Annotated in this window: 27 protein-coding genes; 10 read left to right on the top strand and 17 right to left on the bottom strand. The window is 47.7% G+C overall.

Going from position 1 to position 26,710, the window contains the following annotated elements; translation table 11 throughout:
* Positions 1-4 precede the first annotated feature (4 nt).
* Positions 5-514 carry a cyclic pyranopterin monophosphate synthase MoaC gene (gene moaC / locus ACOTSW_RS03155; protein ID WP_423680949.1) on the top strand — a complete coding sequence of 170 codons (510 nt, stop codon included), beginning with the start codon at positions 5-7 and terminating at the stop codon, positions 512-514.
* A 12-nt stretch (positions 515-526) separates the two neighbouring features.
* On the opposite strand, the gene ACOTSW_RS03150 is transcribed toward moaC, so the two are convergent.
* The 13 genes from ACOTSW_RS03150 to ACOTSW_RS03090 form a co-directional block, all read right to left on the bottom strand.
* Entirely contained in the window at positions 527-2,236 is a 1,710-nt protein-coding gene (locus ACOTSW_RS03150) for a Wzy polymerase domain-containing protein (RefSeq protein WP_423680948.1), read from the bottom strand.
* 124 nt (positions 2,237-2,360) lie between these two features.
* Entirely contained in the window at positions 2,361-3,122 is a 762-nt protein-coding gene (gene tfpZ / locus ACOTSW_RS03145; protein ID WP_423680947.1) for a TfpX/TfpZ family type IV pilin accessory protein, read from the bottom strand.
* Positions 3,123-3,328: 206 nt separating this feature from the next.
* A complete protein-coding gene (locus tag ACOTSW_RS03140; protein WP_423680946.1) occupies positions 3,329-3,775 on the bottom strand; it encodes a pilin in 447 nt (148 codons plus the stop codon).
* A 77-nt stretch (positions 3,776-3,852) separates the two neighbouring features.
* Positions 3,853-4,317: a pilin gene (locus ACOTSW_RS03135; RefSeq protein ID WP_423680945.1), complete on the bottom strand. Its 465-nt coding sequence runs from the start codon at positions 4,315-4,317 to the stop codon at positions 3,853-3,855.
* Positions 4,318-4,522: 205 nt separating this feature from the next.
* A complete protein-coding gene (locus ACOTSW_RS03130) occupies positions 4,523-5,113 on the bottom strand; it encodes an FHA domain-containing protein (protein ID WP_423680943.1) in 591 nt (196 codons plus the stop codon).
* A gap of 16 nt (positions 5,114-5,129) precedes the next feature.
* The gene (locus ACOTSW_RS03125; RefSeq protein WP_423682247.1) at positions 5,130-5,951 is read right to left on the bottom strand and encodes a Stp1/IreP family PP2C-type Ser/Thr phosphatase; all 822 of its coding nucleotides are present in this window, start codon (positions 5,949-5,951) and stop codon (positions 5,130-5,132) included.
* A gap of 190 nt (positions 5,952-6,141) precedes the next feature.
* Positions 6,142-7,023: a succinate--CoA ligase subunit alpha gene (gene sucD / locus ACOTSW_RS03120; RefSeq protein ID WP_423680942.1), complete on the bottom strand. Its 882-nt coding sequence runs from the start codon at positions 7,021-7,023 to the stop codon at positions 6,142-6,144.
* 18 nt (positions 7,024-7,041) lie between these two features.
* Complete coding sequence (gene sucC / locus ACOTSW_RS03115) at positions 7,042-8,211, bottom strand: ADP-forming succinate--CoA ligase subunit beta (RefSeq protein ID WP_423680941.1); 1,170 nt, start codon at positions 8,209-8,211, stop codon at positions 7,042-7,044.
* A gap of 45 nt (positions 8,212-8,256) precedes the next feature.
* Positions 8,257-8,841, bottom strand: coding sequence for a DUF2889 domain-containing protein (locus ACOTSW_RS03110; protein ID WP_423680940.1), 585 nt, complete (start codon positions 8,839-8,841; stop codon positions 8,257-8,259).
* Between the two features lie 176 nt (positions 8,842-9,017).
* Complete coding sequence (gene recX / locus ACOTSW_RS03105; protein WP_423680939.1) at positions 9,018-9,470, bottom strand: recombination regulator RecX; 453 nt, start codon at positions 9,468-9,470, stop codon at positions 9,018-9,020.
* Between the two features lie 85 nt (positions 9,471-9,555).
* Entirely contained in the window at positions 9,556-10,599 is a 1,044-nt protein-coding gene (recA, locus tag ACOTSW_RS03100) for a recombinase RecA (protein ID WP_423680938.1), read from the bottom strand.
* 502 nt (positions 10,600-11,101) lie between these two features.
* The gene (locus ACOTSW_RS03095; protein ID WP_423680937.1) at positions 11,102-11,542 is read right to left on the bottom strand and encodes a ProQ/FINO family protein; all 441 of its coding nucleotides are present in this window, start codon (positions 11,540-11,542) and stop codon (positions 11,102-11,104) included.
* Positions 11,543-11,712: 170 nt separating this feature from the next.
* Positions 11,713-12,603 carry a LysR family transcriptional regulator gene (locus ACOTSW_RS03090; RefSeq protein WP_423680936.1) on the bottom strand — a complete coding sequence of 297 codons (891 nt, stop codon included), beginning with the start codon at positions 12,601-12,603 and terminating at the stop codon, positions 11,713-11,715.
* A 91-nt stretch (positions 12,604-12,694) separates the two neighbouring features.
* On the opposite strand from ACOTSW_RS03090, the gene ACOTSW_RS03085 reads away from it, so the two are divergent.
* From ACOTSW_RS03085 to ACOTSW_RS03045, 9 genes are all read left to right on the top strand, one after another.
* Positions 12,695-13,660: a sodium-dependent bicarbonate transport family permease gene (locus ACOTSW_RS03085; RefSeq protein ID WP_423680935.1), complete on the top strand. Its 966-nt coding sequence runs from the start codon at positions 12,695-12,697 to the stop codon at positions 13,658-13,660.
* 304 nt (positions 13,661-13,964) lie between these two features.
* Complete coding sequence (locus ACOTSW_RS03080) at positions 13,965-14,675, top strand: response regulator (protein WP_423680934.1); 711 nt, start codon at positions 13,965-13,967, stop codon at positions 14,673-14,675.
* Positions 14,675-16,213 carry a sensor histidine kinase N-terminal domain-containing protein gene (locus ACOTSW_RS03075; RefSeq protein ID WP_423680933.1) on the top strand — a complete coding sequence of 513 codons (1,539 nt, stop codon included), beginning with the start codon at positions 14,675-14,677 and terminating at the stop codon, positions 16,211-16,213. Before ACOTSW_RS03080 ends, ACOTSW_RS03075 begins: the two co-directional genes overlap by 1 nt.
* Positions 16,191-16,499: a DUF4212 domain-containing protein gene (locus tag ACOTSW_RS03070; protein WP_423680932.1), complete on the top strand. Its 309-nt coding sequence runs from the start codon at positions 16,191-16,193 to the stop codon at positions 16,497-16,499. The genes ACOTSW_RS03075 and ACOTSW_RS03070 overlap by 23 nt, the downstream gene beginning before the upstream one ends.
* Before the next feature lie 4 nt (positions 16,500-16,503).
* Entirely contained in the window at positions 16,504-18,543 is a 2,040-nt protein-coding gene (locus tag ACOTSW_RS03065; protein ID WP_423680931.1) for a sodium:solute symporter family protein, read from the top strand.
* Positions 18,544-18,614: 71 nt separating this feature from the next.
* On the top strand, positions 18,615-20,039 hold the full coding sequence (locus tag ACOTSW_RS03060; RefSeq protein ID WP_423680930.1) for a circularly permuted type 2 ATP-grasp protein: 1,425 nt from the start codon (positions 18,615-18,617) through the stop codon (positions 20,037-20,039).
* A 1-nt stretch (position 20,040) separates the two neighbouring features.
* Positions 20,041-20,991, top strand: coding sequence for an alpha-E domain-containing protein (locus ACOTSW_RS03055; RefSeq protein WP_186896491.1), 951 nt, complete (start codon positions 20,041-20,043; stop codon positions 20,989-20,991).
* A 17-nt stretch (positions 20,992-21,008) separates the two neighbouring features.
* Entirely contained in the window at positions 21,009-21,815 is an 807-nt protein-coding gene (locus ACOTSW_RS03050) for a transglutaminase family protein (RefSeq protein ID WP_423680929.1), read from the top strand.
* A 72-nt stretch (positions 21,816-21,887) separates the two neighbouring features.
* A complete protein-coding gene (locus ACOTSW_RS03045) occupies positions 21,888-22,778 on the top strand; it encodes a peptidase (protein ID WP_423680928.1) in 891 nt (296 codons plus the stop codon).
* A 30-nt stretch (positions 22,779-22,808) separates the two neighbouring features.
* Here the strand turns inward: ACOTSW_RS03045 and ACOTSW_RS03040 are convergent, their stop codons facing one another.
* The 4 genes from ACOTSW_RS03040 to purM all read right to left on the bottom strand — a co-directional run bounded on the left by ACOTSW_RS03040 (position 22,809) and on the right by purM (position 26,563).
* Positions 22,809-23,366, bottom strand: coding sequence for a DNA-3-methyladenine glycosylase I (locus ACOTSW_RS03040; protein WP_423680927.1), 558 nt, complete (start codon positions 23,364-23,366; stop codon positions 22,809-22,811).
* Between the two features lie 92 nt (positions 23,367-23,458).
* Positions 23,459-23,830, bottom strand: coding sequence for a hypothetical protein (locus ACOTSW_RS03035; RefSeq protein WP_423680926.1), 372 nt, complete (start codon positions 23,828-23,830; stop codon positions 23,459-23,461).
* The gene (locus ACOTSW_RS03030; RefSeq protein ID WP_423680925.1) at positions 23,830-25,260 is read right to left on the bottom strand and encodes a S41 family peptidase; all 1,431 of its coding nucleotides are present in this window, start codon (positions 25,258-25,260) and stop codon (positions 23,830-23,832) included. Before ACOTSW_RS03030 ends, ACOTSW_RS03035 begins: the two co-directional genes overlap by 1 nt.
* Positions 25,261-25,519: 259 nt before the next feature.
* Positions 25,520-26,563 (bottom strand): phosphoribosylformylglycinamidine cyclo-ligase, encoded by a 1,044-nt coding sequence (gene purM, locus ACOTSW_RS03025; RefSeq protein WP_423680924.1) that lies wholly within the window; start codon positions 26,561-26,563, stop codon positions 25,520-25,522.
* Positions 26,564-26,710: the final 147 nt, after the last annotated feature.

Here is a 26,710-nt window from a genome sequence, read left to right as displayed (position 1 = left end):
AAATATGACTACTGAAGCCCCGAATTCCGGTCTGACACATTTTAACCAAACAGGTCAGGCACATATGGTCGACGTCGCAGAAAAAAAAGACACGCATCGTATTGCCATCGCGGCAGGGAATATACGAATGAAACCAGAGACGCTCGCCATTATTCAGCAAGGGTCTGCCAAAAAAGGCGATGTACTCGGGATCGCACGTATTGCGGCAATTATGGCAGCAAAACGAACCAGCGACCTGATCCCACTATGCCATCCACTGGCGCTGACCCGTGTCAACGTCGATTTTAACATTGCAGAAAAAACATCTTCGGTTGAATGTATTGTTCAGGTCGAAACCTTAGGAAAAACCGGCGTTGAAATGGAAGCGCTCACCGCCACGCAAATCGGCTTACTGACGATTTATGATATGTGCAAGGCAGTGGATCGTGGCATGGTGATCAGCGACGTCCGTGTACTTGAAAAACACGGTGGAAAGTCAGGCGATTGGGTGAGTCTGGCAGACCAACCGGTATAAGAGTCGCGATGCTCACGGCGCATCGCGCCTTGGCATATTCACAAAAACATCGCGATATCGCACATCAATATTGCCTTTTGCTTTCCAATAATCAAAATATTCGGGATAAAGATCTGGATGTAAGCGCTGCAAGGTTTGCATCATCCGTTCTGCTTTTTTGGGAGAACCATTCAGGACATAAATCTCAGCCATTTTATTTAAGATATGCACAAAGCCGAAACGAGGAGTCCAATGCTCTGCATAGGCGATTGTCTCTGCGGACATACCTTCTGCTGGCTCTGTCTTCATTAACTTAAAATAAGCGAAAAACTGTGGAAAGAGAGTGAACTCAGGCTGTTCCAACGCATGCAAATCGACCTTGGTACCTGACTGTTCCCATCGCAGAACGTTAAATCCTTTCACCACGCGCTGATAATCCCAGGTGACGGCTCCCATGAAAAAGACTGCCAACGCCACAACCGGAGTAATCAGTGCTTTCGGAAGCATAACGCCCCCTTCCGGCCAGCGCATCTGATGTAACATGCCCATCAATATCGCCGTCGGGAACAACACGTATCCATACCATAGAGGAAACTCAACCAGACTGTGAACAAACACCCCAATCAGACACAGAACAGCAAACTGTCTCGCTGACGTCTTTACCGGTTGCAGACCAGCGCGATAAAACCACCAGGCCAGACCGACAAAAACCAACACCGTCAAAGGCCAGCCTAATTCCGCAGCAAAATTCAGCACAATGTTATGCGCATGCTCAGCATAAGTGGACGACGGAAAATCTGCCGCAATACTCACCTGTGCCGGACCAAAGCCACTCCAGCCAACACCAGACCAAGGATGATGAGCCGCCATTGACCAGGCTTGCCTCCATAAACCCATGCGCTCGGATCTGCCGCCGACATGCTCCGCTACTGAGCCACCTGAGAAACCGAAATGACTGATGATGAAAGACAAGCTAAACACCATCAGAAAATAGACCACTGGCAATAATATTAAAATCACCTTAGGTATCTGTTGACCGTTTTCTGCAATCTGCGTCTTCCAGATATAGAAACAAAACAGCGGCAGAATGATCCAGCCAATTCTCGATTGCGTCAACACTAAGCCAATGATCAGTACGCCAGTGCCTGCGACAGCCAATCCCTTGCTTATTTTCATTCTGCTATACAAGAACCATGTCGATGCAAGCGCAAAACAGAGCATGAGCGCCAACTGATTAGGCTGCGCGACATTCGCGTACGGACGGGGGAAAAAGACCGCTTTAGGGATGAACATCACCAGCGTGTCGATATGCAAACCAGTCACTTGTACAATCTGCATCGCAACGGAGAGCAATCCTGCGATAAGGTAAGCATAAGCAAACGCGAAGCATAATTTTTCCGCCAGTTCTCTTTCTGCAGATAAAGAAGCTCCGACAGAATAAGCAAAAGGAAGTAAAAGCAAATACAAAGAAGGAATCAACAAGTCTTCAATATCCTGCGAATTCCCGAAAAAAAACTGGCAAAAAATAGCGACTACAATGCCCGTGCTGATCAGGCATAGTCCACTGAAACGCAGCTTCAGTTGCTCATTCAAAGATAAACTGAATATGGTCAACAACAGGCCAAGAATGACAATGGCATCCTGATAAAACGTGCGTAAAGGATGTATATGAATTGGCAACAGGTAAGAAAAAGCGATACTCATCCCGAGAATCGCATAATTAATATTATTTTTATTTGACATTAGCGTCCCTGGAACCAGGCTTCAGTTTCAGCCAGACATGAAGTCTGCCGCATCTATAAATGCGATGCGACCTAACGAGCCCCGGCCTTTGAAAGAAAAATTAACTACTTCACAAATGTGAGAATCAGAAAAAGCCGTCTTTCTTCAAGAAAAACAAAGGCTTCGCTGTGCTGCTATCAATGACGACCAACCAATCGGTACCACGGCTTAATACTGGTAAAAATTTTGCATTAGCAATTGTATGACCAGTCTTGTTCAGTTGACGCTCTATTTCGAGCTTACTTTCCGGATATTTTTTAATTAAGGTATCAAGGGTTCTGGCAACGCTCAAAACCTTGGTCTGAGAGTCAGCATAAGGTTGCCAAAAAGAAGGTCTGGTACCAATGTCATAGCCCGAAAAAGCGCGGAAAGCAGCATCAGATTTTTCGACTGCATCTTTATAATCGCGGACACCCAATAATACAGGCCCTGTCAGAGACAGACTGCGCATATCCGCACGTGCCTGAGGCAACTCATTGATATCAACATCATTCGCCGTCACGACACGAAACTGCGAACCTTCAAAGACCATCGCAACCGGGCGTGCGATATAGACCACGTGAGCGCCGTAGGTCAGGCCTGACACCTGCAAAATACTGATCACAAGAATATCACGTAACAACTCTGCTTTTTTCTTCTTTTGATCAAACGCCACGAATGTCAGTAATGGCCCCAAAACAATATCGACAGAAATCACTATCCATATCAGCTGCATCCCTCCACAGATATCTGCGTATTGACCGGGATACCACAAAAATAAAATAGTTCCAGCGACCATAGTGGCAATGATGGCGGATACCAGTAAATGCAACCCTGATGCACGTAAGCGGAAAACTAATCCAGACATAATCAAGCTGCCAATAAACAAAAAAAAAGCACTCAGTGTGAATGCCTTTGGTTACAAGATTAAGAAAATACAACGATGACGATCATTGCGCAGCAATGGTCTTTCTCTGATATGGATTGTAAACTAATCCACCTCAATGCTGAGTATCTCAGACAGACAAAAATTGAGTTCAGACACAACAAAAATCAGGCTTCATCAACAGTAGCTTATTTACATGCCTGAGGCAGCCACTTCAATTCGATATCAGTACCAGCGCTGGCGCTGCAATCCCAGATTTTTCCACCATCCGGGGTTTTAAATACCAATTTCTTAGTTTCTGCCTGACCATAGGTCATTACAGAGGTGATACTTCCTTCTGGATAAGTACCCTGTACTGAGCTATTAATTTTTGAGTACTTACCAACCAGAGCAACATTAATCTGTTTTGCATCTGGATCTTTTTCCACTAAACCCGGCCATTCTTTATTTTCATACCCATAAACGGCGATCGGCCCCTTCACTCCCCCGATCAACTCGACAGCTTCCGCGACCTGAGCCCTCGTCGTGTAATCCAGGTATGAAGGTAATGCTATTGCGGCCAAAATACCGATAATTGCAACCACAATCATCAGTTCGATCAGGGTAAAACCTCTTTGAAACCGCTGTTTATACATGGCAATCTCTCGGCAAGAAACAACTCGAAAAAAAAGGTGCCGAAAACAGCACCTTTCATCAGACAGCAAAACACAAATTACTTACATGCTTGTGGCAACCACTTGATGTCAACAGTAGTACCAGCACCGGCACTTGTACAACTCCAAGTCTGACCACCATCCGTAGTTTTGAATTTAACCAGCTTGTCTTTAGCCTGACCAGCTGACATTGTCGCAACAGTAGTACCTGTTGGGAATGTACCGTCAACTGTTGCTGTCACAGCAGAATACTTACCTGTCAATGTTGCAACGATTTGTGTTGCAGTTGGATTAGCAGCAACCAACGAAGTAGGCCAAGCATTATTTTCGTAACCATAAGCGGACAACGGTGACTTCAAACCGCCAAGCAACTCAACTGCCTCAGAAACCTGAGCGCGTGTTGTGTAATCATTGTATGCAGGCAACGCCACTGCAGCCAGAATACCGATAATCGCGACAACGATCATCAATTCGATCAAAGTAAAACCTTGTTGTACTTTTTTAACCAATTTCATAGATTTCATATTAGTTCTCCGGATAACAATTAAAAAAAAGACCCTGCGATTTCTCACAGCAAACTGTGTGCCAGCTATTTAACATTAAGTCACACAAGGCAATTCCTGTTGATATGAGTCAAATACATCTAAAAAAGTGACGCCAAATGTCAATGCATGACATTTTTTGTCAATTAATTAAACTAAAAACACGAGCAATTTATTTTTATGACAACTAAATATCAAATTGCATATGTGTGCCACTGATATCAATCACGTCCCCCTGCTGCAGCACATGAGGCTGGTCTGACAGTAATAGCCCATTCACCTTTGGAAATTCTTTTCCTTCTACATGCCGGACAATATACCGGTCAGCTTGTCTTGCGATGGCGATGACTTGCGCCCCCGGACTACCAACCGTCGTCACGGCTTTTGTCAGCAACAGCTCTTTACCAGCATTGGCGCCGTTGAGCACTTTTATCTTAGCCGGAGCCTGCTGCCCTGAAACCGCGGAAGAGACTGGCGTGACCTGAGCGCTCTTTTCTACCTGAAAGCGCAGTTTGTACTTGCCAATATCGATAACATCATCGTGCTGAAGTAGATGCTTCTTGACTGGCTGATTATTAACCAGAGTGCCATTGGTACTACCCAGGTCAAGAACAAAAGAACCATTCGGTGTAGTATCAATCGCTGCATGTTGACCACTGACTGTCAGGTGATCGATAACTATATCGTTCCCGACGCGTCGACCTATCGTAATACGGGATTTGTTTATACTGACTTCTTGCTGCACCAACCCATTAAAGGTGACGATGATCTTCGCCATACATCCTCTCACTTATTCAATTTTCCAAAGATTGCCGGAATAACAGCTTTTGAATCCAGGACGGACTATGTACCGCCTTTAACCTGAACAAAACAACCGATATGTTATCGAAACCACCCTCGATGTTTGCAGAATCAACCAATGCTCTGCAGCAGACAGATAAATCATCTGCATATCGCTGTAACATTGCGTGAATCTGGTGATCATCAAGCAAGTCTGTCAATCCGTCAGAGCAAAGCATATAAATATCAGAATCTTCTGACTGATGAACACTCAGGTCAATTTCGATGTTGTCCTGAATACCTACGGCTCGCGTAATCAAATTTTTGATTGATGAAAAACGTGCCTGGGCTTCTGTAATTAAGCCAGCATTGATCTGATCCTGAAGAACGGAGTGATCCTCCGTCATTCTTGTCAACACATGGTGACGATAACGATATGCCCTGGAATCGCCGACGTGTGCGAACAAAATCTTATCCTGAATGCAGCACGCTGCAACGACTGTTGTCCCCATACCAAAACATTCTGGATTTTCCCGTGAAGTCTGCACGACCTGGCGGTTTGCCAGAACAATAGCGTCTGACATCCAGCGCGATACATGAATTGACTGAAAACCCAACTTTGAATACCAGGCAGAATCCAGTTTTTCGCAGAGATAGTCAGCAACGACTTGCGTTGTCATAGCGCTGGCGACTTCTCCCGCCTGATACCCTCCCATACCGTCAGCAAGCACCGCGCAACCGTAATCCGCACAGACAACGATGGCGTCTTCGTTATGCTTCCGTACCCGTCCGACATCTGACAGGGCAGCAAATTCTAGTACATACTGATGTGGCATCGACAAATAGCACTCATTGATTGCTGACTCTGGCTGGAAACCAGAACGATTAGTTTATTTAATATTACCTATCACCGCGAAGCTTAACATTAAGGTATTGAGTTTGCACTGTCTGTACTCAAAAGCAAAGTATACGCACGAAAAAAAACCGCGAAAATCGCGGTTTTTTTGGGGATGAATAAAATCCTTTTTACAGCATCGCTTTCAACAAGCGCGCCATCTCAGATGGATTCTTCGTTGTCTTGATACCGCAAGATTCCATGATATCCAATTTTGCTTGTGCTGTATCAGCACCGCCGGAAATCAAGGCACCAGCGTGACCCATACGCTTACCCGGAGGCGCGGTTACACCCGCGATAAAGCCAACTACCGGCTTCTTCATATTGTCTTTAATCCAATATGCGGCATTCGCTTCGTCCGGACCACCGATTTCACCAATCATGATCACTGCATCTGTATCAGGATCATCATTGAACATCTTCATGATATCGATATGTTTCAGACCATTGATAGGATCACCACCGATACCAACGGCGGAAGACTGCCCCAAGCCCAGCGCTGTCAACTGACCGACCGCTTCATAAGTCAGTGTACCAGAGCGGGAAACCACGCCAATACGACCTTTACGGTGAATGTGGCCTGGCATAATACCGATTTTGATTTCGTCAGGTGTGATCAAGCCTGGGCAGTTAGGGCCAAGCAATTTTGTTTTGCTGCCGGCTTTTGCCATGCGGTCTTTCAACATCATCATGTCGCGAACAGGAATACCTTCTGTGATACAGATCGCCAGATCGAGATCCGCTTCAACCGCTTCCCAGATCGCAGCCGCTGCACCAGCTGGAGGAACATAGATCACAGAAACGGTTGCGCCCGTTGCTGCTTTCGCTTCAGAGACATTTGCGAAAATTGGAATACCTTCAAAATCTTCACCAGCTTTTTTAGGATTTACACCTGCAACGAAGCAGTTTTTGCCATTCGCGTAATCGCGGCACATACGTGTATGAAACTGGCCAGTTTTACCAGTGATCCCTTGGGTAATAACTTTAGTGTCTTTATTAATCAGGATGGACATAGTGATTCCTTGCAATAATTAAGCGTGAGCTGCAGCAGCGGCAACAACCTTCTGTGCTGCTTCTTCCATCGTGTCAGCAGAAATGATAGGCAGACCTGAGTCAGCCAGCATTTTCTTGCCGATGTCTTCATTTGTACCCTTCATGCGTACGACCAGAGGTACTTGCAGGGAAACAGCTTTAGACGCAGTAATCACACCTTCTGCGATCACGTCGCAGCGCATAATACCGCCGAAGATATTAACCAGAATCGCTTTCAGACCAGGATTTTTCAACATAATCTTGAATGCTTCAGTGACTTTTTCTGCTGTTGCACCACCACCTACGTCAAGGAAGTTAGCTGGCTCACCACCGAACAGTTTGATCGTATCCATGGTTGCCATCGCCAGACCAGCACCATTCACCAGACAACCGATGTTACCGTCGAGGGAGATATAGGCAAGGTCAAATTTGGACGCTTCGATTTCGGCCGGATCTTCTTCATCCAGATCGCGGTAAGCAACGATTTCTGGCTGACGGAACAAGGAGTTAGCGTCGAAGTTAAACTTAGCATCCAGCGCGATCACTTTACCGGAACCAGTCAGAATCAAAGGATTGATTTCCGCCAGAGAGCAATCTGTCTCCATGAAAGCTTTGTACAAGCCTTTTAACTGAACGCGGGCGTCTTCAATAGAGCCCTCAGGTACACCGATTTTACGGGAAATGTCGTCGGCTTCAGCGTCTTGCAGACCATTGGTCGGATCAATCGCGATGCTGTGAATCAGTTCTGGATGCTTCTCTGCGACCTCTTCAATATCCATACCACCTTCGCTTGATGCCATCAGAACCACGCGCTGACTTACGCGATCAGTCACCATACTGACGTACAGTTCTTTTTTGATGTCAGCACCTTCTTCGATCAGCAAGCGACGAACTTTCTGGCCTTCAGGACCAGTCTGGTGAGTCACCAGCTGCATGCCCATGATCGCATCAGCGTATTCACGTACTTGCTCCAGAGATTTTGCGACTTTTACGCCACCACCTTTACCGCGGCCACCTGCGTGGATTTGTGCCTTGACTACCCAGACTGGCCCACCCAGAGTTTCAGCCGCTTTAACGGCTTCTTCAACGGACATGCATGGGATACCGCGTGGTACGGTCACTCCGAATTTGCGGAGGATTTCTTTACCCTGATACTCATGAATTTTCATACAACTTCCCTTCAGACACTGAGGTATAAATAATTAAAAAACAAACTAGCTGGGTGATTTTGCATTGGGCGCAGATTTTGCCCAACGCGGGTAATACTGAACAACAGCCGGGCCATCCAGACGCAAAGCATGGCATCGGTCAAGCTGGAATGGTTGTTGAGATTCAGTTGAGCTGCTGGCGCCATCACGGGTATCAATGACATCACCAGCAAAAGCCTGGATAGCAGCAGTTGGAAGAACAAAAGCAAGCTCTGTCAGATGAGAGCAACCGTTAACACCCGACATACGCTCTTTAACTCCCTGACGAAATTGTTTCATCAGATTGAGACCAATCAGCTTTTTATAATCAGCCTCTATCGCCTCGCAATATCCGGGATAAGGAACAGCCGCAGAACGAGCCAGCACATCAACGATATTTAACTGTAAGTCGATAGTCACTCGCAAATGGAGATCATGCAAAGCCATCCCCTCTGGCCTGATGCCAGAAGCGAGCGTAATATCACGGGTTTTATGATCCGTAATGTGCGCGTCGATATCCCACAATCCATCGTTCCTGGCGAACGCAGATATGGAAATCGCACGTGTATGCTTCAACGTACGGTGTATTTCAGGATTGGATGAGGGCATCATGCCTTGTTAGCGGCTTACTTTATAAAAAGCCACAATTGCGTGTCGCTACCGCAGCTTCTACGGTAGCAGCCGCTCCTGCGGCGCTGCAAAAAACCTGCGGATTCTAGCACAGCTAATTACCCAACTCATATTCCGGCTCATTTTTTTTTGCGCGTTGAAAACAAAGATTTACCTTACTAATCATTATCTGGGCGTTCCGCCTTCATAGCGATTTGAACTGATCTGCCGGAAAAACCTCTCTGTTGCAAAAACCTGCTTTGCTTGACACGCTCATTCTGATCTGCAGGCGGACGGGGAAATTTTCGATGCAACACCTCGATGGCCCGACTCACTTCAGACTCAGCTAATTCGGACTTAATTCGGGACATTTCAAGCGCATTAACGTTGTGACTTTGCAACTCAGCCAAAATACGATGATTACCAAAGCGACCTGAACGCCGGTTAATCAACGAATCAGAGAATCGTTCTGCCGAAAGAAAGTTATTGACTTCCAGCCAATCGAGAATTGCATCGACGTCATCCCCATCTTCCGCGTAAGAAGATAATTTTCTGAATAATTCGACACGGCTGTGTTCACGCATGGATAAATACCTGAGTGCCCGCCCTTTAAGACTTAATTTCTGCATCATTATTTACACAAAACAAAAGCCGATAATCCTTGAAGAAAGAATTATCGGCTGATTGTTATGTCCTTAAAATAACCTGAACGTATCCTTAGCTCGCGTCCGCATTAATCGCTGGCAATAAAGGGACGCCGAGATGTTCACGCACCTTGTTTTCAATTTCATGCGCAAGATCCGGACGCTCTTTCAGGAAATTACGCGCATTATCTTTACCCTGACCAATACGTTCGCCATTGTAGCTGTACCACGCGCCAGCTTTTTCAATAATTTTAGCGTCCGCGCCCAAATCAAGAATCTCCCCTTCTCGGGAAGTTCCTTCGCCATACAAGATATCAAAATGTGCTTCTTTGAATGGAGGCGCAACTTTATTTTTGACGACTTTGACCTTTGTTTCGTTACCAATGACTTCATCGCCGGCTTTAATGGAGCCTGTGCGGCGTATATCCAGACGCACTGACGCGTAAAATTTCAATGCATTACCACCGGTCGTTGTCTCAGGGCTACCGAACATCACACCAATCTTCATACGAATCTGGTTAATGAAAATGACCAGCGTATTTGTCCGCTTAATACTGCCAGTCAGCTTACGCAAAGCCTGAGACATCAGACGGGCCTGCAAGCCAGGTAAAGAATCGCCCATGTCGCCCTCAATTTCAGCACGCGGCGTCAAGGCAGCAACCGAGTCAATAACCACCAGGTCAACACTACCCGAACGCACTAATGCATCTGTAATTTCCAATGCTTGCTCACCAGTATCGGGCTGAGAAATCAGCAGATCATTGACGTTCACGCCCAGCTTTTGGGCGTAACCGACATCTAAAGCGTGCTCAGCATCGATAAATGCGCAAGTACCACCAATTTTTTGCATCTCAGCTATCGCCTGCAGAGTCAGCGTGGTTTTACCTGAAGATTCAGGACCATAAATCTCAACCACACGTCCCCGTGGTAAGCCGCCAACACCTAAGGCAATATCCAGACCGAGTGAGCCAGTGGACACAACCTGCACCTCTTCCACCGCAGCACCATCGGCCATGCGCATGACCGATCCTTTACCAAATTGCTTCTCGATTTGCGCCAATGCTGCCGCGAGCGCCTTGCTCTTTTCTGAGCTGTTGTCAGGTTTCTTATCGTCCATAGAATCTTTCATTCAATAAGCAACGGGTGGAAAAATAAATAGTCACTATCAGTAACTACGTTTAACAGTACTGTATAAAAAAACAGTGATTTATGCAAGCACGATTTTTATTTTTTGCGCATATTATTAACAGCATGCTCAATGTCCGTCGAAATTATCGAAATTCACTTAACTCTGAATTTTGTTTAGCTAACTCTGAACTTTTAAGGTCACTGGAAACCGCACCCGATTACGGGAATCAAAGAGGCGTATTTTCCAGCTACCAGAAAATTCAAAGTTAACTGATTCATTTGTTCAGAATTCATTATTCATCCCAAATATAAATCGCTGATTTTCATAAACATGTAATTCAGCTTTAATTGAATATCGACACTAAAACCCGAAGGTACCATTTGCATCAATGTGACTTAGGACGATAGTAATAGCGCACTCCCGACGACATAAAAAAAGGAGGCAAAGCTAACGCTGTTGCCCCCTTGGATACCGCCAATGCAAAAATCAGTTATTTCGCAAATTTCTGCGCAAGCTGGTTTATTTTTTCGGCTCTCTTCTGCAGTTTTTCGGCCTCCTCTGCCGCCGCCTGCTGCTGACGTTTGAGTTTTGCCTCCGCCTGCGAACGCTCAGCATTTTTCTTAGCACGTTCTTTCAGCATTTCTTCTGCATGCGCTTTATGCATTTCTTCCAAAGGCTCTGCAGGATTGCCATCGAGATCAAAGCGGGTTGTCGCTTTGATGGTCTTTTGCAGGTAACGCGTTGATTTCGTATGATAAGCAAGTACCATCCGTAAAACCTTACGCGGAGTTTCGGGCAATCTGGCAAGGATTTGCTTATCTATGCCTATCGCAAGCGGCTCATTATTGAGAAACACCGGGAATGTCTCTTTTAAGGTACTCAACAGGGCTTGCGCTTCAGAAACGGGAATAGACTTGCTTTTGGTATTCATGAATTTAGGAAACTTAATTTCAAAGGGACAAAGCATAACATAGCAGCCAGACAGATACCCTCAAATACTCAGCCGGTCATCACAGCAAAACGCTGCCGTTTGAGTTACGGCTCAATGCTATACGCAGTCTGAAAAAGGGGAAAAGTATATGAATCTGTACAAAAATCAAATTATTGATGCGTATGTGCCTGCAGATATTCAAGAAACGAAGTCGCAACAGGCGATAGCCTTTTCCCTTTCAGGTAAACAATATACCAGCTGGAATGTACCGGAAAACTACTGACATCCAGCACTGTAAGCGATTGATCAACTAAATGTTCACCCAGGGCGTGTGTGGATAAAATCGCCAGCCCCATTTCTCCCGCCACTGCTTGCTTGATCGCCTCATTACTTCCTAATTCAAGTCGAACGACAGGCGTAAATCCCTGCGCGGCAAAATGTTGATCACAAGCGAGCCTCGTCCCTGATCCGCTCTCCCGCAGAATAAATCGTTCTTTGCTTAGTTTTTCCAGAGGGATCCGTTTCCGGTTGACCAGAGGATGCGACAAAGGCGCAATCACAACAAGGGGATTGGGCAAAAAGACCTGCTGCACAACATCAATATCTTTCGGTGGGGCAGACATGATGTAGATGTCGTCGCTGTTATCGCGTAATCGTTGCAAAACACCATCGCGGTTCTGCACTTCCAGTGCAATATCGATTTCAGGAAAGTCACGACAAAATTTTCCTAATAACCGGGGAATAAAATATTTTGCCGTACTCACCACAGCCACCCGCAAACGACCTCGCTGATATCCTTTCAGACTATCGATACGCTGGCCGAAAGAAGCCCATTCATCCGCTACCGCCCGCGCAGTTTTTGCCAGTTCTTCCCCAGCCTGGGTGAGGAAAATTTTTTTACCAATGACTTCATATAACGGTAAGCCAATTTCGTCGGTCAGCTCGCGCATCTGCATCGATACCGTCGGCTGCGTCACATGAAAGTTGCGCGCAACCGCGCTGATACTCAACTGCTCTGCTAGTTCGGCAAACAAGCGTAATTGGCGAAAAGTCACATTCATAGATTATTACTGATGATTATTAACATAAAAATTGATTTTACCTGATGATTTAGTCTGGGTAGTATGACGCCAGAATTTTTAGGGGAAATTTATGTCCAGTTTGCGCGATCCAGCTATTTTATTTTTCATCTTCGGCATCTTTGCCGGTCTTATCAAATCTAATCTGACTATTCCTACACACATCTCCCGATTTTTATCGCTGTACCTGTTAATGGCACTGGGTTTAAAAGGCGGCTTTGCACTGAATCATTCCGGATTAAATTTACAAATCATCAGTAGTCTGGGATGCGCTGTTTTTCTGGCACTGCTGACCCCGGCTCTAGGATATTTTTTCCTGAAACGGCTAGTTCCTAAACTCGACGCTACCGCCATCGCCGCCACATACGGATCCGTCAGCGCAGTGACTTTCATTACGGCCGTACAGTATCTGGAAAGCAGGCATCTTGAATATGGCGGCCACATGGCGGCGGCGATGGCCTTAATGGAATCACCGGCAATTATTTTTGCTGTGATTCTGTCAAATACGATCAGGCAGAGGCAAACCGCAAATCAGACAGGAGCGCTATCGTCCATTAAAAGCGTTTTACATGAATCTCTGACGGATGGCGCGCAACTATTGCTGTTAGGCGCAATGCTGGTGGGTATCATCTCCGGCGATGCCGGTAAGACTGCAATGCAGCCATTTTCCGGTGACTTATTTAAAGGCATGCTTGCATTTTTTCTGCTGGATATGGGGCTGATGACTGCAAAAAGCTTCGGTAACCTCAAAGGCAATTCGCCATTGGTTATCAGCTACGCGGTACTCGCCCCGATTTGTCATGCCACTATTGCTTTAATTCTCTGTATGCTGCTGCATATTCCATCTGGTGACGCAGGCTTATTGATGGTACTGGCTGCAAGTGCCTCGTACATCGCGGTTCCGGCTGTGCTGCGTTACGCAATTCCAGAGGCATCACCTTCGCTCTATCTTGGCATGTCTCTTGGTATCACTTTTCCGCTGAATATCTTGCTTGGCATTCCAACTTATATGAGCGTGGCAAGATTTGTTCTCGGTTAAAGAACAAACAACGGAAAGAATATTTCGGACAACAGAAGTCAATACATATCGGGCAATGAGCGCGCCTTTCTTAGACTAATGCTGCAGGAACCTATCACATTCGGCGTCGGTTTTGAGAGGTCGCACGCAAATTCAAACAGTTTAGAAATTTATTGCGCCATTAAATCTACACAGACCTAAATTGCGCTAAAGTTGAGCTAATATTAATTGCTGGAAATCGCATTGCGGACAATGGATAAAGTCAGCTATACAGATTGCGTTTATCTGTTTCCCAGCAGAGTCAACTTGGTTTGGAATATTCATTATGCGTATTTTATTGGCAGAAGACGACAGCGTTCTGGCGGATGGGCTGACCCGCTCGCTGCGGCAATCAGGATATGCGACCGACTGCGTCAGTAACGGGCAAGAAGCAGATTCAGCATTATCCACTCAGGACTTCGATTTATTGATTCTGGATCTCGGCCTGCCCAAAATGAGCGGACTGGAAGTGCTGCGCCGTTTGCGCGCCCGCAACTCACATCTGCCTGTACTGATCCTGACTGCAGCCGACTCGGTAGAACAGCGTGTGAAAGGTCTGGATTTAGGTGCTGATGATTACATGGCAAAACCATTCGCTTTGTCCGAACTCGAAGCGCGTGTCAGAGCCCTGACGCGCCGCGGAGCAGGTGGTGGCCCCACCGTGATCAAACACGGGCCGCTCAGTTACGATCAGGTCGGCAGAATTGCATATATTCATGAACAGATGCTGGATTTGTCCGCACGCGAACTCGGCCTGCTGGAAGTGTTATTGCAAAGAACCGGACGCTTGGTCTCGAAAGAACAACTGGTCGATCACCTTTGCGAATGGGGCGAAGAAGTCAGTAACAATGCAATCGAAGTGTATGTGCATCGCCTGCGTAAAAAAATCGAAGTCGATGGCGTCAGAATTGCGACGGTCAGAGGGTTGGGCTACTGCCTTGAAAAATTCTTTGTCGCGCCTGCTGCCAAACCGGCCAATACAGATACCGGACAGTAATGAGTAAGGACAGCGGCATCGCTGATGCATCATCGACTTCTGCGCCATCTGCGTCAGAAAATATGCTATTGCAGCAGCCGGAAGAAAAGATCCAGCGCTCTTTATTTGGTGAGATTCTTGACTGGATGCTCGCGCCATTATTGCTGCTGTGGCCTATGAGTATCGCCATCACTTATCTGGTCGCAAAGTCAATCGCAAACCAGCCTTTCGATCGGGCACTGGAAGACAAGGTACTGGTACTCGCGCAACAGGTCAAAGAATTTGATGGTCAGGCGATTACCCAATTATCCAAACCGGCACGCGATATTTTGCGGGCCGATGATCTCGATAATATTCATTTTCAGATAAAAAATGCCAAGGGGGATCTGATCGATGGCGATCAGGATATTCCTGCGCCTACCGATGAAGAACGCCCTGCTGCCGGTAATATTCAGTTCAGAAATCTGAGTCTGCGCGGTATCGATTACCGTATTGCGTACAGTTATATTGACCTGTCGCCACCGACAAAAAAAAACGCAACGCCGGAATCGTCGCAGATCATGATACAAGTCGCGGAAACGCTGGAAAAGCGTGCCGTTCTGGCAAATGAAATTATCAAGGGCGTGGTACTGCCGCAATTTATTATTCTGCCGATCGCACTGGCGCTGGTCTGGTTCGCGCTGAGCCGCGGTTTATCGCCACTGGCCGAATTGCAGCAACGCATACGTGCGCGTCGGCCGGATGATCTCAGTCCTATCGATTCGCGCCAGGTTCCGGAAGAAATTACGCCACTGGTCAACTCTTTAAATGACATGCTGGCGCGTCTGGCACAAACGATAGACATACAAAAACGCTTCATCGCGGATGCTGCGCACCAGATGAAAACACCGCTGGCCGGGATGCGTATGCAATCTGAATTAGCTTTACGACAAACCGATCATGAAGAAATCCGGCGCTCACTGTTACAGTTATCGACCAGCTCAGAAGCCGCGACCCGTCTCATCAATCAATTACTGACACTGGCTCGGGCAGAAAACCTGACTCCGGCTACGCGACCGCTGGAGCAAGTGAACTTGAATGAACTGGCGATGAATGTCGTGCGGGACTGGATACAGGCTTCATTCGCAAAAAAAATTGATCTGGGTTTTGAACAACCCGATTTCCCCATCATCATATTTGCCAATCCCCTGATGCTACGGGAAATGCTGAGCAATCTGATCGATAACGCAATCCGGTATACTCCGGCAGAACACAGCATCACTGTTAAAGTCAGCATGAATGAACAGCTGGCGCTGGCGATCATCGAAGTGGAAGACAACGGCCCCGGTATTCCGGTCGCTGAACGTGAACATGTGTTTGAACGTTTCTATCGTATCCTCGGTAGTAATGTGCAAGGTAGTGGACTTGGCCTTGCCATCGTCAGGGAAATCGCACAGCAACATGGCGCGCAGATAGAAATTCTCGATAATCCGTACCCGCAGGACCCACAATTCCCCGGTACCGTTTTCCGTATTTCGTTCCGATTAAATCCCTTTGATGAATTCATTGGCGAAGCGTGAAATGAAGACACCATCGACACCAACACCGGAAAAAAAGTCTGCGCCACGTCATTACTGGCGAGGCACCAAAAGACTGACGACGGCGCTGTTGTTATGCTGGGGATTGCTCAGTTTTTTCAGTCTTTTTTTTGCGCGGGAACTATCCGAATGGCATTTCTTTGACTGGCCGCTGTCGTTTTATCTGGCAGCACAGGGGCTGACGCTGAGTTACGTTCTGATACTCGCGATTTACTCGATAGGCATGCGCTGGATACAACGCTCCCGACAAGACGATAAAGACGGATAAGTACATGTCTCAACAAAAACGTTTTACTCAGAGATTAACCTCGTACTATCTTTGGTACACCTTACTTTTTTTTATTTTTCTGATCGTCCTGACGATACTGGAAAAAGAGGGTGTGCCTCGGGTCTGGATAGGCTATCTGTTTATGTTCGCGACCATCGTCATTTATGCGGGCATAGGACTGGTCAGCAGAACCTCGGATATTGCCGAATACTATGTCGCCGGAAGACGGGTGCCGGCGGTATTTAATGGCATGGCGACCGCTGCTGACTGGATGTCTGCTGCCAGTTTTCTGAGTCTTGCCGGAGGACTGTATTTGCAGGGCTTTGAGGGGCTGGCTTACATCATAGGCTGGACCGGCGGATTTTGTCTCGTTGCGATGCTGATTGCCCCGTATATCAGAAAGTTTGGCCAATATACGATTGCAGACTTTCTGGGAACGCGATTTGCCGGTAAGCCAAATACCAATATGGTACGCATTCTGGCGGTACTCGCGACCGTATTCATTTCCTTTATCTATGTGGTTGCACAGATTTATGGTGTCGGTCTGATCACCTCGCGTTTTACCGGGGTGGATTTTTCGGTCGGTATTTTCCTCGGGCTGGCCAGCATATTGGTTTGTTCATTTCTGGGCGGCATGCGTGCGGTTACATGGACGCAGGTGTCGCAATACATCATCATCGTGATCGCGTTCATGATTCCGGTTGCGTGGCTGTCTGCCAAGCATACCGATAATCCTTTTCCGCAAATATCCTACGGTGCATTTCTGCCTGAACTGGCAAAAAAAGAAGCACAGTTCGATAACAGTGCGAAGGAAAAAGAAGTCAGGAATATTTATAAATTACGTGCGGATGAATATGACAAGAAAATTCAGCAACTACCGGAATCATGGGAATCAGGACGCGCGGAACTACAGAAGAATCTGGACGAACTGAAGGCAGGAAATGGCTCATTAATCGCTATCAAGACCGCCAGCCGGGCTCTGGCAAGCTACTCGGCATCACCTGCCGATGCAAGAAACAGTTGGGCTGAAGCACGCAATTCCTATCTGCAAAAATCCAGATCCGGCTTTGCACAATACACACCTTATGCGGCCAAAGACAAGGCTGAATCCGATATCAAACGGAATAACTTCATGGCGCTGGTATTGTGCCTGATGATGGGCACCGCCGCCCTACCCCACGTGCTGACACGCTATTACACTACGCCCTCAGTCACAGAAAGCAGAGACTCCGTATTCTGGTCTTTGTTTTTCATTATGCTGCTGTACATCACGATTCCGTCGCTGGCGATACTCGTTAAGTACGATATCTATAACTCGCTGGTCGGCAGCGAATTCTCTAAGTTACCTTCGTGGGTTACGTATTGGGCAAACATCGATAAACTCAATCCGCTGGTCAGCATCACCGATATCAATAAGGACGGCATCGTACAACTTGCAGAAATCGTACTTGATGGCGACATTATTGTTCTCGCCACGCCGGAAATTGCAGGCTTACCTTACGTAGTTTCCGGTCTGGTCGCCGCTGGCGGACTGGCAGCAGCACTGTCAACGGCAGACGGATTGCTGCTGACTATTTCAAACTCTTTGTCGCACGATATCTATTACAAAATTATTGATCCAACAGCATCCACACAAAAGCGGGTGACCATATCAAAATTACTGCTGCTCGTCGTTGCGCTGGTCGCCGCTTATGTTGCCTCACTAAAACCTGCTGATATTTTGTCGCTTGTTGGTGCAGCATTTTCTGTTGGCGCGTCAACGCTGTTTCCTGCACTGATATTGGGCATATTCTGGAAGCGCGCGAACCGGCAGGGAGCTATTGCCGGCATCATCACCGGTTTCTTTATCTGCGTTTTCTATATGGTATTCACCCATCCTTTGTTTGGTGGCAGTCCCGACAATCAGTGGTGGCATATTGCACCTATCTCAGCTGGTGTATTCGGTGTTCCTGCTGGCTTTGTGGCTATGGTCGCCATCAGTCTGATGACACCGGCGCCGGATCAGCACACTGTCGAACTGATCGACTATATCCGCGCGCCCTGATTCACGCGACCGGGTTTGCTTGGCACGCTTCTTGATATAGCTAAGCTGACTCAGTCATCGTGGAACGGGACATGGCAAAATTCTTCAATGAAATGACGGCAGAAGCCGCCGGCGCAGCAGATTCGACGCGCGAGCATTATCGCGAATTCCATCACTGGTTAGCCAAACAATCGCCGGAACGTCTGCAACGCAAACGCGCCGAAGCCGATCTCAGTTTTCGTCGCGTCGGTATTACTTTCGCGGTCTATGGCGACGACGCAGGCACGGAACGCCTGATTCCTTTTGACATCATTCCCCGTATTATTCCGGCGAAGGAATGGGCGTTATTGGAAACCGGACTGGTGCAGCGTGTGAAGGCGCTGAATATGTTTATTCATGACGTTTATCACGATCAGAACATCATCAAAGCCGGAATTATTCCACCGGAACAGATCTATAAAAATGCGCAGTATCGCCCGGAGATGCAGGGCGTATCGGTTGCCTCTGATATTTATGCACATATCGCCGGCGTCGATATCGTTCGTGCAGGGCAAGGTGAATTTTACGTATTGGAAGACAATCTGCGCGTACCGTCCGGTGTCTCCTATATGCTGGAAGATCGCAAAATGATGATGCGGCTATTTCCTGAATTGTTCGCCAAAAACAAGATTGCGCCGGTAGATCATTACCCTGATATGTTGCTGGATAATTTGCGTTCGGTAGCTCCAATGGGAATCGATAATCCCACCGTCGTTGTCATGACTCCCGGTATGTATAACTCTGCCTATTTCGAGCACGCATTTCTGGCACAGCAAATGGGGGTCGAACTGGTTGAGGGCAAAGACTTGTTTGTTGACGATAACACCGTCTATATGCGCACCACGCGTGGACCAAAACGTGTCGATGTAATTTATCGCAGGGTCGATGATGACTTTCTCGATCCTCTTGCATTTCGTCCGGATTCATCACTCGGCGTTCCCGGTCTGTTGTCCGTCTATCGTGCCGGACGTGTGACCCTTGCCAACGCGATCGGTACCGGAGTTGCAGATGATAAATCGATCTACCCTTATGTCACCGATATGATCAGATTTTATCTGTCTGAGCAACCGATACTGAATAATGTGCCGACGTATCAGTGTCGCAAACCGGATGATCTTGCTTATACCCTCGCCCATCTTCCTGAACTGGTTGTTAAAGAAGTACATGGTGCAGGTGGCTATGGGATGCTGGTTGGCCCCGCCTCCAGCAAACAACAAATTGAAGATTTCCGTCAGCGCCTGATGGCAAAACCAGAAGGCTACATTGCACAGCCAACACTAGCCCTGTCATCCTGCCCTACCTTCGTTGATAGTGGCATTGCGCCGCGCCATATTGATTTGCGTCCTTTTGTATTGTCTGGCAAGACGATATCGATGGCACCGGGCGGACTGACCCGGGTAGCGCTGGAAGAAGGTTCATTAGTCGTCAACTCGTCACAGGGTGGCGGTACCAAAGATACCTGGGTATTGGAGAACTGACATGCTAAGCAGAACTGCAGATCATTTATTCTGGATGGCACGCTATACAGAACGTGCTGAAAACACCGCCCGTATGCTGGATGTGAATGTGCAGACATCCATGTTGCCGCAATCAGCAGAACATGCAGAAAATGGCTGGCGTGCCATGCTGGGCATTTCGGAGTTGCAATCGTCGTTTGATTTTCACTACGGCATCCTGACCAAAAAAGATGTGCTCGATTTCATGGTACGTGACCCGATGAATCCATCCTCGATTGCATCCTGTTTAAAAGAGGCCAGAGAAAATGCACGTGCGGTGCGCGGCACGCTGACAACCGAAGTATGGGAAACCCAGAATGCAACCTGGTTATCGATGCAGGAAAAACTCGCGAGCGGCATCGTCGAACAAGACCCCAGCCAGTTCTTTGAATGGGTGAAATACCGCTCACATTTATCGCGTGGTGTGACGCTGGGAACGATGTTAAAAGATGAAGCGGTTCACTTCATACGCCTCGGAACATTTCTGGAGCGGGCGGACAATACTGCGCGTATTCTGGATGTGAAATTCCACGGCACGAAAGCTAAGGGACAGCCGAAGGAAAGCATACAAAAGGATTTTTATTACTGGGCAGCATTGCTGCATTCCGTTTCCGGATTCGAGATCTATCGCAAGGTGTATCGCGACGTCATCACACCGGAACGCGTGGCAGAATTACTCATGTTACGGGGCAATATGCCGCGGTCTTTACTCGCATGCATGGATGAAGTCGTTGCCAACCTCGCGGTGGTCAGCAATGATGTCTCAGCAGACACCGAGCGTTTCGCCGGAAAGCTACATGCGGAATTAAAATTTGCCACCATTGAAGACATTCTGAACGCCGGACTACACAACACGCTGACGGAATTTCTGGAGCGCATTTTTGAATTAGGGAATCGCATCAGTCGTGATTTTTTAGTACCTCTGGCTGCCTGAAAGCACCAACGTTCATTATGCAACTCCATATCCGGCATCAGACCAAATATATCTACTCCGCGCCATCGTCATATACGATACAGCAATTGCATCTGACGCCACGTACGGAGTTGCATCAGCATATAGCGCAGTGGAGCATTGTCGCTGCCGGACATCGACATGCATACACAGATGCCTATGGCAATCAATCTCATACATTGACCATTACTGAACCACATCTGGAGGTCAATATACTGGCATCGGGCATCGTCAATGTCAGAAGCCCAGATGCCGGACGTATTTCCGACGCCGAACCATGGTCGCCATTAATATTCACCATTCCCACCCAGCTCACGGAAAGCAGTGCGGAAATTCAGGCGTTTGCGAAACGCTCTTTACCTCGGGAGCAGTCAGCCTCCAGCCGTGAGCTCCTTTATCTTGCAGAGCAGATAAGGAATGCGGTTGCCTATCAGACCGGCAGCACTGTCGTTACCACTACAGCCAACGATGCCTTGTTAATGGGACGAGGCGTGTGTCAGGATCATGCTCATTTATTTCTCGCTTGCTGTCATGTCATGGGCGTACCTGCCCGCTATGTCTCAGGATATATCGATCCGGAATCCAGCGATCACGCTGAAAGCCACGCATGGGTGGATGTCTGGGCGCAAGACCATGATTATCACGGCTGGATCAGCATCGATGTGACCCACGTCAGACTGATGACGGACTCTTATTGCCGCCTTGCTATCGGTCGTGATTACGATACAGCAGCTCCGGTTCGCGGCATACGGCGCGGCGGTGGTATTGAAACATTAACAGTCAGCGTACAGGTGACGCCGCAATAGCGTGTTGCATGACAGTTCAATGATGGCCTGAGGTAAAATCCTGACTTATACATACTCTACTCACGATTTAATATGACTTACTGTGTAGGCATACGCCTCGATGCCGGGCTGGTTTTTCTCTCTGATTCCCGCACGAATGCCGGTGTCGATCAGGTTGGCACATTCAGAAAAATGTCGGTCTTTGAAAAAACCGGTGAACGCATGATGGTCCTGATGACAGCGGGTAATCTTTCGATTTCACAGTCCATACGGGAATTACTGTCCGATTATCAGGACGCAAATGGCAACACCATCTGGAATGTTCAAAGCATGTACGATGCTGCCCGTATTCTTGGCGAAGCCGTGCGCGTCGTACATCAGCGTGATGCCAAAGCCTTATCTGAATTCGGCATCGACTTTAATGTCAGCCTGATGTTTGGCGGACAAATCAAAGGCGAACGTTGCCGCCTGTTTCAGATTTACTCAGCAGGTAACTTTATTGAGGCACATAACGAAAATACCTACTTTCAGATAGGCGAAGCCAAATACGGCAAACCTATTCTCGATCGCGTCATCAATACGGCAACCAGCCTTGACGATGCGGCAAAATGTGCGTTGATTTCTATGGATTCCACACTGCGCTCTAATATCTCCGTCGGTCTGCCCTTGGATCTGTTGGTCTATGAGAATCATCATCTGGCCGTATCACGCTTCGTCACCATTGATGAAAAAAATCAGTATTTTCAGATGATCAGAAATAGCTGGGGCCAGCAATTAAAAGCCGTTTTTGAAGGAATAGAAGCGCCGGTCTGGGATATCAACGCTGCATCCGATACCTTGAACGGTCATCATTCAACGGCATCTGCAAACAATGTTCATTGCAAACCGGTGATGGTGATGCATCCGGATATGAGTCCGGCAATTGCTGGGACGTCAAGCCTGCAATCCTTTGCAGAACAATCTGTTAATCGGCATCAGCACTGATAAGCTGATTTCTTGGTGAAATGACCGTGTTCAGACCGCAGGCTGGTGCCAGTCGCAGTCAGCGGCATGATCCTGCACCATGCCTATCGCCTGCATATACGCATAGATTATCGTTGAACCGACAAACTTAAACCCGCGCTGACGCAGGTCTTGGGAAATACGATCAGATAACGGTGTCGTTACTATGCGCTCTCCGTGGTTCAGTATTGGTTTGCCATCGACATACGCCCAAAGATAGGCGTCCAGACTACCTGCTTCCTCGCATAGTCGCAGATACGCTTTGGCGTTACTAATGGTCGCCGCGACTTTTAAACGATTACGCACGATGCCTGGATTAGCCAGTAATTCAGCGACCTTCCCGGCATCGTACTGCGCGATTTTTTTCGCATCCCAGTCGTCAAAAGCGATGCGGTAACTCGCGCGTTTGTTCAGGATAGTTTCCCAGCTTAATCCAGCCTGCGCTCCTTCCAGATTGAGCATTTCAAACAAGCGGTTTTCATCATGACACGGCCGCCCCCACTCCTCATCGTGGTAAGCGATATATAAGGGGTTAGCAGAATTAGCCCAGGAACAGCGTTTGACAGTCATTTTTCATTTTCCTCTCTGTAAGCAGATATTCCCTGCGCTACTCCCCGGCGTTCTTTGCAAATACATCGTCATAGGCAAAGATACTGCCTGATTTATTTAGCCTGACACCGCGTTTTGCTCAGTAAGCGACGCTGTCCTGAATTCAGATGAAACAGCCAGCATTGTGTGCCGTTGGTCTCCAGCCTGAAGCGATGCGGCATTTCCAGATCGCGCCCTTGTATCAGCTCACCCTGCTGGTTTGTCTGGTGCCTGCGCTCGATGGTCACTTCGCTGCTTTGCATGAAGTCAGAGGCAGATAAAGTGACATCAGAAAAACCGCTCATGCTGCCGATCACAGTCCGTAATTCCTGCGTCGTTTCGGCGTCCGATATCAGCAACACTGCTGCTTTATCCGGAGAAGCAGCAGTGAACTGACATGCCGACAGCATCAGAATACTGACGGCAAAAGTAAGCGGATATCTCATCAGTGCGGCATTGTCGTGAGAATACGCATTTCCTGACTTGCCGGACGTATCACTTGATATTCGGACTCGGCACCAGGCACGATGGCACCGGCAGAATTAGCCGGACACAAACGCGTCTGACGGTAAGACAGCGCCGTTTTCAGCATCGTTTCATTGGTATCGCCGCGCAGATGTGTGACATCGTCAGATGCTTTACAGGTTGGTGAAAAACCATCCGCATAATCACCAAATCCTTTTTGATTCACGCCTTTAAACTGAATCGCGAAATAGGTGTAAGAGCAATTATCCTGAGGAACGAAACCGTAAGGTTTACCGCGTGTCTGGTCACCGATCAGATCAACCGCAACATCCACTCCGCGCAAACCATTAATAATGGATTCGCTGGCGGAAGCAGTATTACGTGTCACCAGCAAAGTGACATGTTTTAAACCCAGATAAGGAAGTTGCTCGTTCGTCGTTGTGACCGGATAAAAAGGATATACCGTATTCTTTGCAGTGAGTTTGTCGTTGTATGTCAGCTTTTCAAATATCAGTCCGTTGGTCGTTGCCGGTCCGGCGATCATATATGCCAGCTGACTCGCAACATACAACAAACCGCCACCGTTGTAGCGCAGATCAATCACCAGATCCGTGACGTTGGCCGCTTTCAATTGCTTGATGGCGGCAATCAGTTCGGCTTCAGATTTAGCGATATGCGTATCAAATACGAAATAGCCAACCGTACCGGTAGCGGTTGGAATGGTTTTCACATTCTGTACAGTTGATGTCGAATAGGTCGCGGGGGTCAGGCTGATCTCGGCAGCACCATTGAATCCTAGTTTATGCGCCATCACTTTGGTCGGCGAGAGAATTTCACTGAGCGCAGCAACACCTGCTGTGGTCGCTTCGGTAACTGGAGAGCCATCAATCGAAGTGATCACATCGCCACGTTTGATTCCTGCCAGTGCTGCAGGTGAACCGGGTGCAACATCAGCTGCAAGAAAAATACGCGCATTCGCAGTCACTTTCGCCATCCATTTGATGCCGTAATCCTGCGCAATACCTGATGATGACGTATTCCAGGATTCGGTTGTCTGCGACCAGTGAAACTGATCGACACTTGCGCCGGAACTGGTTTTGGCATTCGTTTTCAGTACGTCAAAGTAGAGTTGCGGCGTCGCATAATTTGCAGCAACGATATTGGAAGGTATATCGGCGTACCAGAGATAAGTTTCGTCGATAAATGAACGTAAATAAGATTTTTCGTTCTCGATGGTCCCCTGACGATCGCTGGTGTTCGCGCGGGGATTGGCACAAAGATTTGCCAGCGAGGAGGATGGAGGCAAAGCGGAATTACCCGGTGGTAAAGTGACACTGTCACCACTACTACCGCCTCCGCCACCACATGCAGCAAGAATACTCAACAAACTCAGTGAAATTATTTTTCTCATTTTAGTCAATTTACATTTAAGTGGTCTTTTACAAAATCCAAGATCAGATTCTGCACCGAACAACAGTAAATAAATTGTAAATTAATTAATTAACAATGAGCAAGTTAATTATCCGGTTCACCAGATCAGAGTACGGATATCTCGGGTATGAAAATGATTTTGCTGATTGTGCTCTTTTGATACATGACTGAAATATGATCCCGGTAAGTGCTGTCAGGAGCAAGCACTCCACCGGGATAGTTTCAGGTCAGTTCTGCTATTACACGACAATAGTCGGATGTTCATTGCCTTCGCGGGCACGGATTTCACCGATGCGATACACCGTTTCACCAGCAGCGCTCAGTTGTGCCATCGCTGCATCTGCATTTGCAGCAGACACTATCACCACCATGCCGATACCACAGTTGAATACACGGTGCATTTCTGCATCTGCCACACCGCCGTGTTGTTGCAGCCATGTAAATAATGGAGGCTGAGTCCACGCATCTTTATGCAGTACCGCAGTCAGTTTGTCACCCAGCACGCGCGGCACGTTTTCAACCAGACCACCGCCGGTAATGTGCGCCATGCCTTTGACCTCCAGCGCTTCCATCAGCGCCAGCAAAGGTTTGACGTAAATACGTGTCGGTGCCATCAGTGCGTCCCCCAGACTGCGTCCGTGGAAATCGGCATTCAGGTCAGGTTTGGCAACTTCAATGATTTTGCGCACCAGAGAAAAACCGTTTGAATGAATACCGGAAGAAGCCAGACCCAGAATCACATCACCCGGCTGAATTTTGCTGCCATCGATGATTTTAGATTTTTCTACCGCGCCGACCGCAAAACCTGCCAGATCGTATTCACCATCCGGATACATGGAAGGCATTTCAGCTGTTTCACCACCGATCAGCGCGCAGCCAGCTTGCTCGCAACCGAAAGCCACGCCTTTGATCACGTCCGTGGCTGCCGCCACATCGAGTTTGCCGCAGGCGAAATAATCGAGGAAGAACAAAGGCTCAGCACCCTGCACCAGAATATCGTTAACGCTCATCGCGACCAGATCGATACCGACCGTATCATGCTTATTCAGATGAAATGCCAGTTTCAGCTTGGTACCGACGCCATCAGTACCAGAGACCAGCACAGGCTCCTTGAATTTTTTGCTGACTTCAAACATCGCGCCAAAACCACCGATACCGGCCATGACGCCTTCACGCATCGTACGTTTTGCAAAAGGCTTGATCGCATCGACCAACGCGTCGCCAGCAACCATATCGACACCGGCGTCGGCGTAAGAGAGAGAAACAGGGGTAGAAGTGCTCATGATATTCGTCAGTAGGGGGCTTGAGGCGGTAAAATAGGAAAATTGCCAGAAAACTCCGGCAAAACCGCTATTTTAACAAAATGACTGCGTATTGACCTATATTTGGGCAACACGTAATAAGCCGACAACTTATTTGCAAGCACGCCA

Source organism: Undibacterium sp. WLHG33 (assembly GCF_049544815.1).
Lineage (GTDB): Bacteria > Pseudomonadota > Gammaproteobacteria > Burkholderiales > Burkholderiaceae_D > Undibacterium.
This window is presented reverse-complemented; position numbering and strand designations above follow the sequence as displayed.

Excerpts from the sequence above, each read along its gene's own strand:
- ACOTSW_RS03050 (WP_423680929.1), top strand. The coding sequence starts at position 21,009 with ATGCAACTCCATATCCGGCATCAGACCAAATATATCTACTCCGCGCCA.
- ACOTSW_RS03055 (WP_186896491.1), top strand. The coding sequence starts at position 20,041 with ATGCTAAGCAGAACTGCAGATCATTTATTCTGGATGGCACGCTATACA.
- purM (WP_423680924.1), bottom strand. The coding sequence starts at position 26,563 with ATGAGCACTTCTACCCCTGTTTCTCTCTCTTACGCCGACGCCGGTGTC.
- recX (WP_423680939.1), bottom strand. The coding sequence starts at position 9,470 with ATGATGCAGAAATTAAGTCTTAAAGGGCGGGCACTCAGGTATTTATCC.
- ACOTSW_RS03070 (WP_423680932.1), top strand. The coding sequence starts at position 16,191 with ATGAATTCATTGGCGAAGCGTGAAATGAAGACACCATCGACACCAACA.
- ACOTSW_RS03125 (WP_423682247.1), bottom strand. The coding sequence starts at position 5,951 with ATGCCACATCAGTATGTACTAGAATTTGCTGCCCTGTCAGATGTCGGA.
- ACOTSW_RS03045 (WP_423680928.1), top strand. The coding sequence starts at position 21,888 with ATGACTTACTGTGTAGGCATACGCCTCGATGCCGGGCTGGTTTTTCTC.
- ACOTSW_RS03065 (WP_423680931.1), top strand. The coding sequence starts at position 16,504 with ATGTCTCAACAAAAACGTTTTACTCAGAGATTAACCTCGTACTATCTT.
- ACOTSW_RS03150 (WP_423680948.1), bottom strand. The coding sequence starts at position 2,236 with ATGTCAAATAAAAATAATATTAATTATGCGATTCTCGGGATGAGTATC.
- ACOTSW_RS03130 (WP_423680943.1), bottom strand. The coding sequence starts at position 5,113 with ATGGCGAAGATCATCGTCACCTTTAATGGGTTGGTGCAGCAAGAAGTC.
- ACOTSW_RS03060 (WP_423680930.1), top strand. The coding sequence starts at position 18,615 with ATGGCAAAATTCTTCAATGAAATGACGGCAGAAGCCGCCGGCGCAGCA.
- tfpZ (WP_423680947.1), bottom strand. The coding sequence starts at position 3,122 with ATGTCTGGATTAGTTTTCCGCTTACGTGCATCAGGGTTGCATTTACTG.
- ACOTSW_RS03040 (WP_423680927.1), bottom strand. The coding sequence starts at position 23,366 with ATGACTGTCAAACGCTGTTCCTGGGCTAATTCTGCTAACCCCTTATAT.
- ACOTSW_RS03140 (WP_423680946.1), bottom strand. The coding sequence starts at position 3,775 with ATGTATAAACAGCGGTTTCAAAGAGGTTTTACCCTGATCGAACTGATG.
- ACOTSW_RS03110 (WP_423680940.1), bottom strand. The coding sequence starts at position 8,841 with ATGATGCCCTCATCCAATCCTGAAATACACCGTACGTTGAAGCATACA.
- ACOTSW_RS03085 (WP_423680935.1), top strand. The coding sequence starts at position 12,695 with ATGTCCAGTTTGCGCGATCCAGCTATTTTATTTTTCATCTTCGGCATC.
- sucD (WP_423680942.1), bottom strand. The coding sequence starts at position 7,023 with ATGTCCATCCTGATTAATAAAGACACTAAAGTTATTACCCAAGGGATC.
- ACOTSW_RS03090 (WP_423680936.1), bottom strand. The coding sequence starts at position 12,603 with ATGAATGTGACTTTTCGCCAATTACGCTTGTTTGCCGAACTAGCAGAG.
- ACOTSW_RS03075 (WP_423680933.1), top strand. The coding sequence starts at position 14,675 with ATGAGTAAGGACAGCGGCATCGCTGATGCATCATCGACTTCTGCGCCA.
- moaC (WP_423680949.1), top strand. The coding sequence starts at position 5 with ATGACTACTGAAGCCCCGAATTCCGGTCTGACACATTTTAACCAAACA.
- ACOTSW_RS03035 (WP_423680926.1), bottom strand. The coding sequence starts at position 23,830 with ATGAGATATCCGCTTACTTTTGCCGTCAGTATTCTGATGCTGTCGGCA.
- ACOTSW_RS03030 (WP_423680925.1), bottom strand. The coding sequence starts at position 25,260 with ATGAGAAAAATAATTTCACTGAGTTTGTTGAGTATTCTTGCTGCATGT.
- ACOTSW_RS03095 (WP_423680937.1), bottom strand. The coding sequence starts at position 11,542 with ATGAATACCAAAAGCAAGTCTATTCCCGTTTCTGAAGCGCAAGCCCTG.
- ACOTSW_RS03080 (WP_423680934.1), top strand. The coding sequence starts at position 13,965 with ATGCGTATTTTATTGGCAGAAGACGACAGCGTTCTGGCGGATGGGCTG.
- ACOTSW_RS03135 (WP_423680945.1), bottom strand. The coding sequence starts at position 4,317 with ATGAAATCTATGAAATTGGTTAAAAAAGTACAACAAGGTTTTACTTTG.
- sucC (WP_423680941.1), bottom strand. The coding sequence starts at position 8,211 with ATGAAAATTCATGAGTATCAGGGTAAAGAAATCCTCCGCAAATTCGGA.
- recA (WP_423680938.1), bottom strand. The coding sequence starts at position 10,599 with ATGGACGATAAGAAACCTGACAACAGCTCAGAAAAGAGCAAGGCGCTC.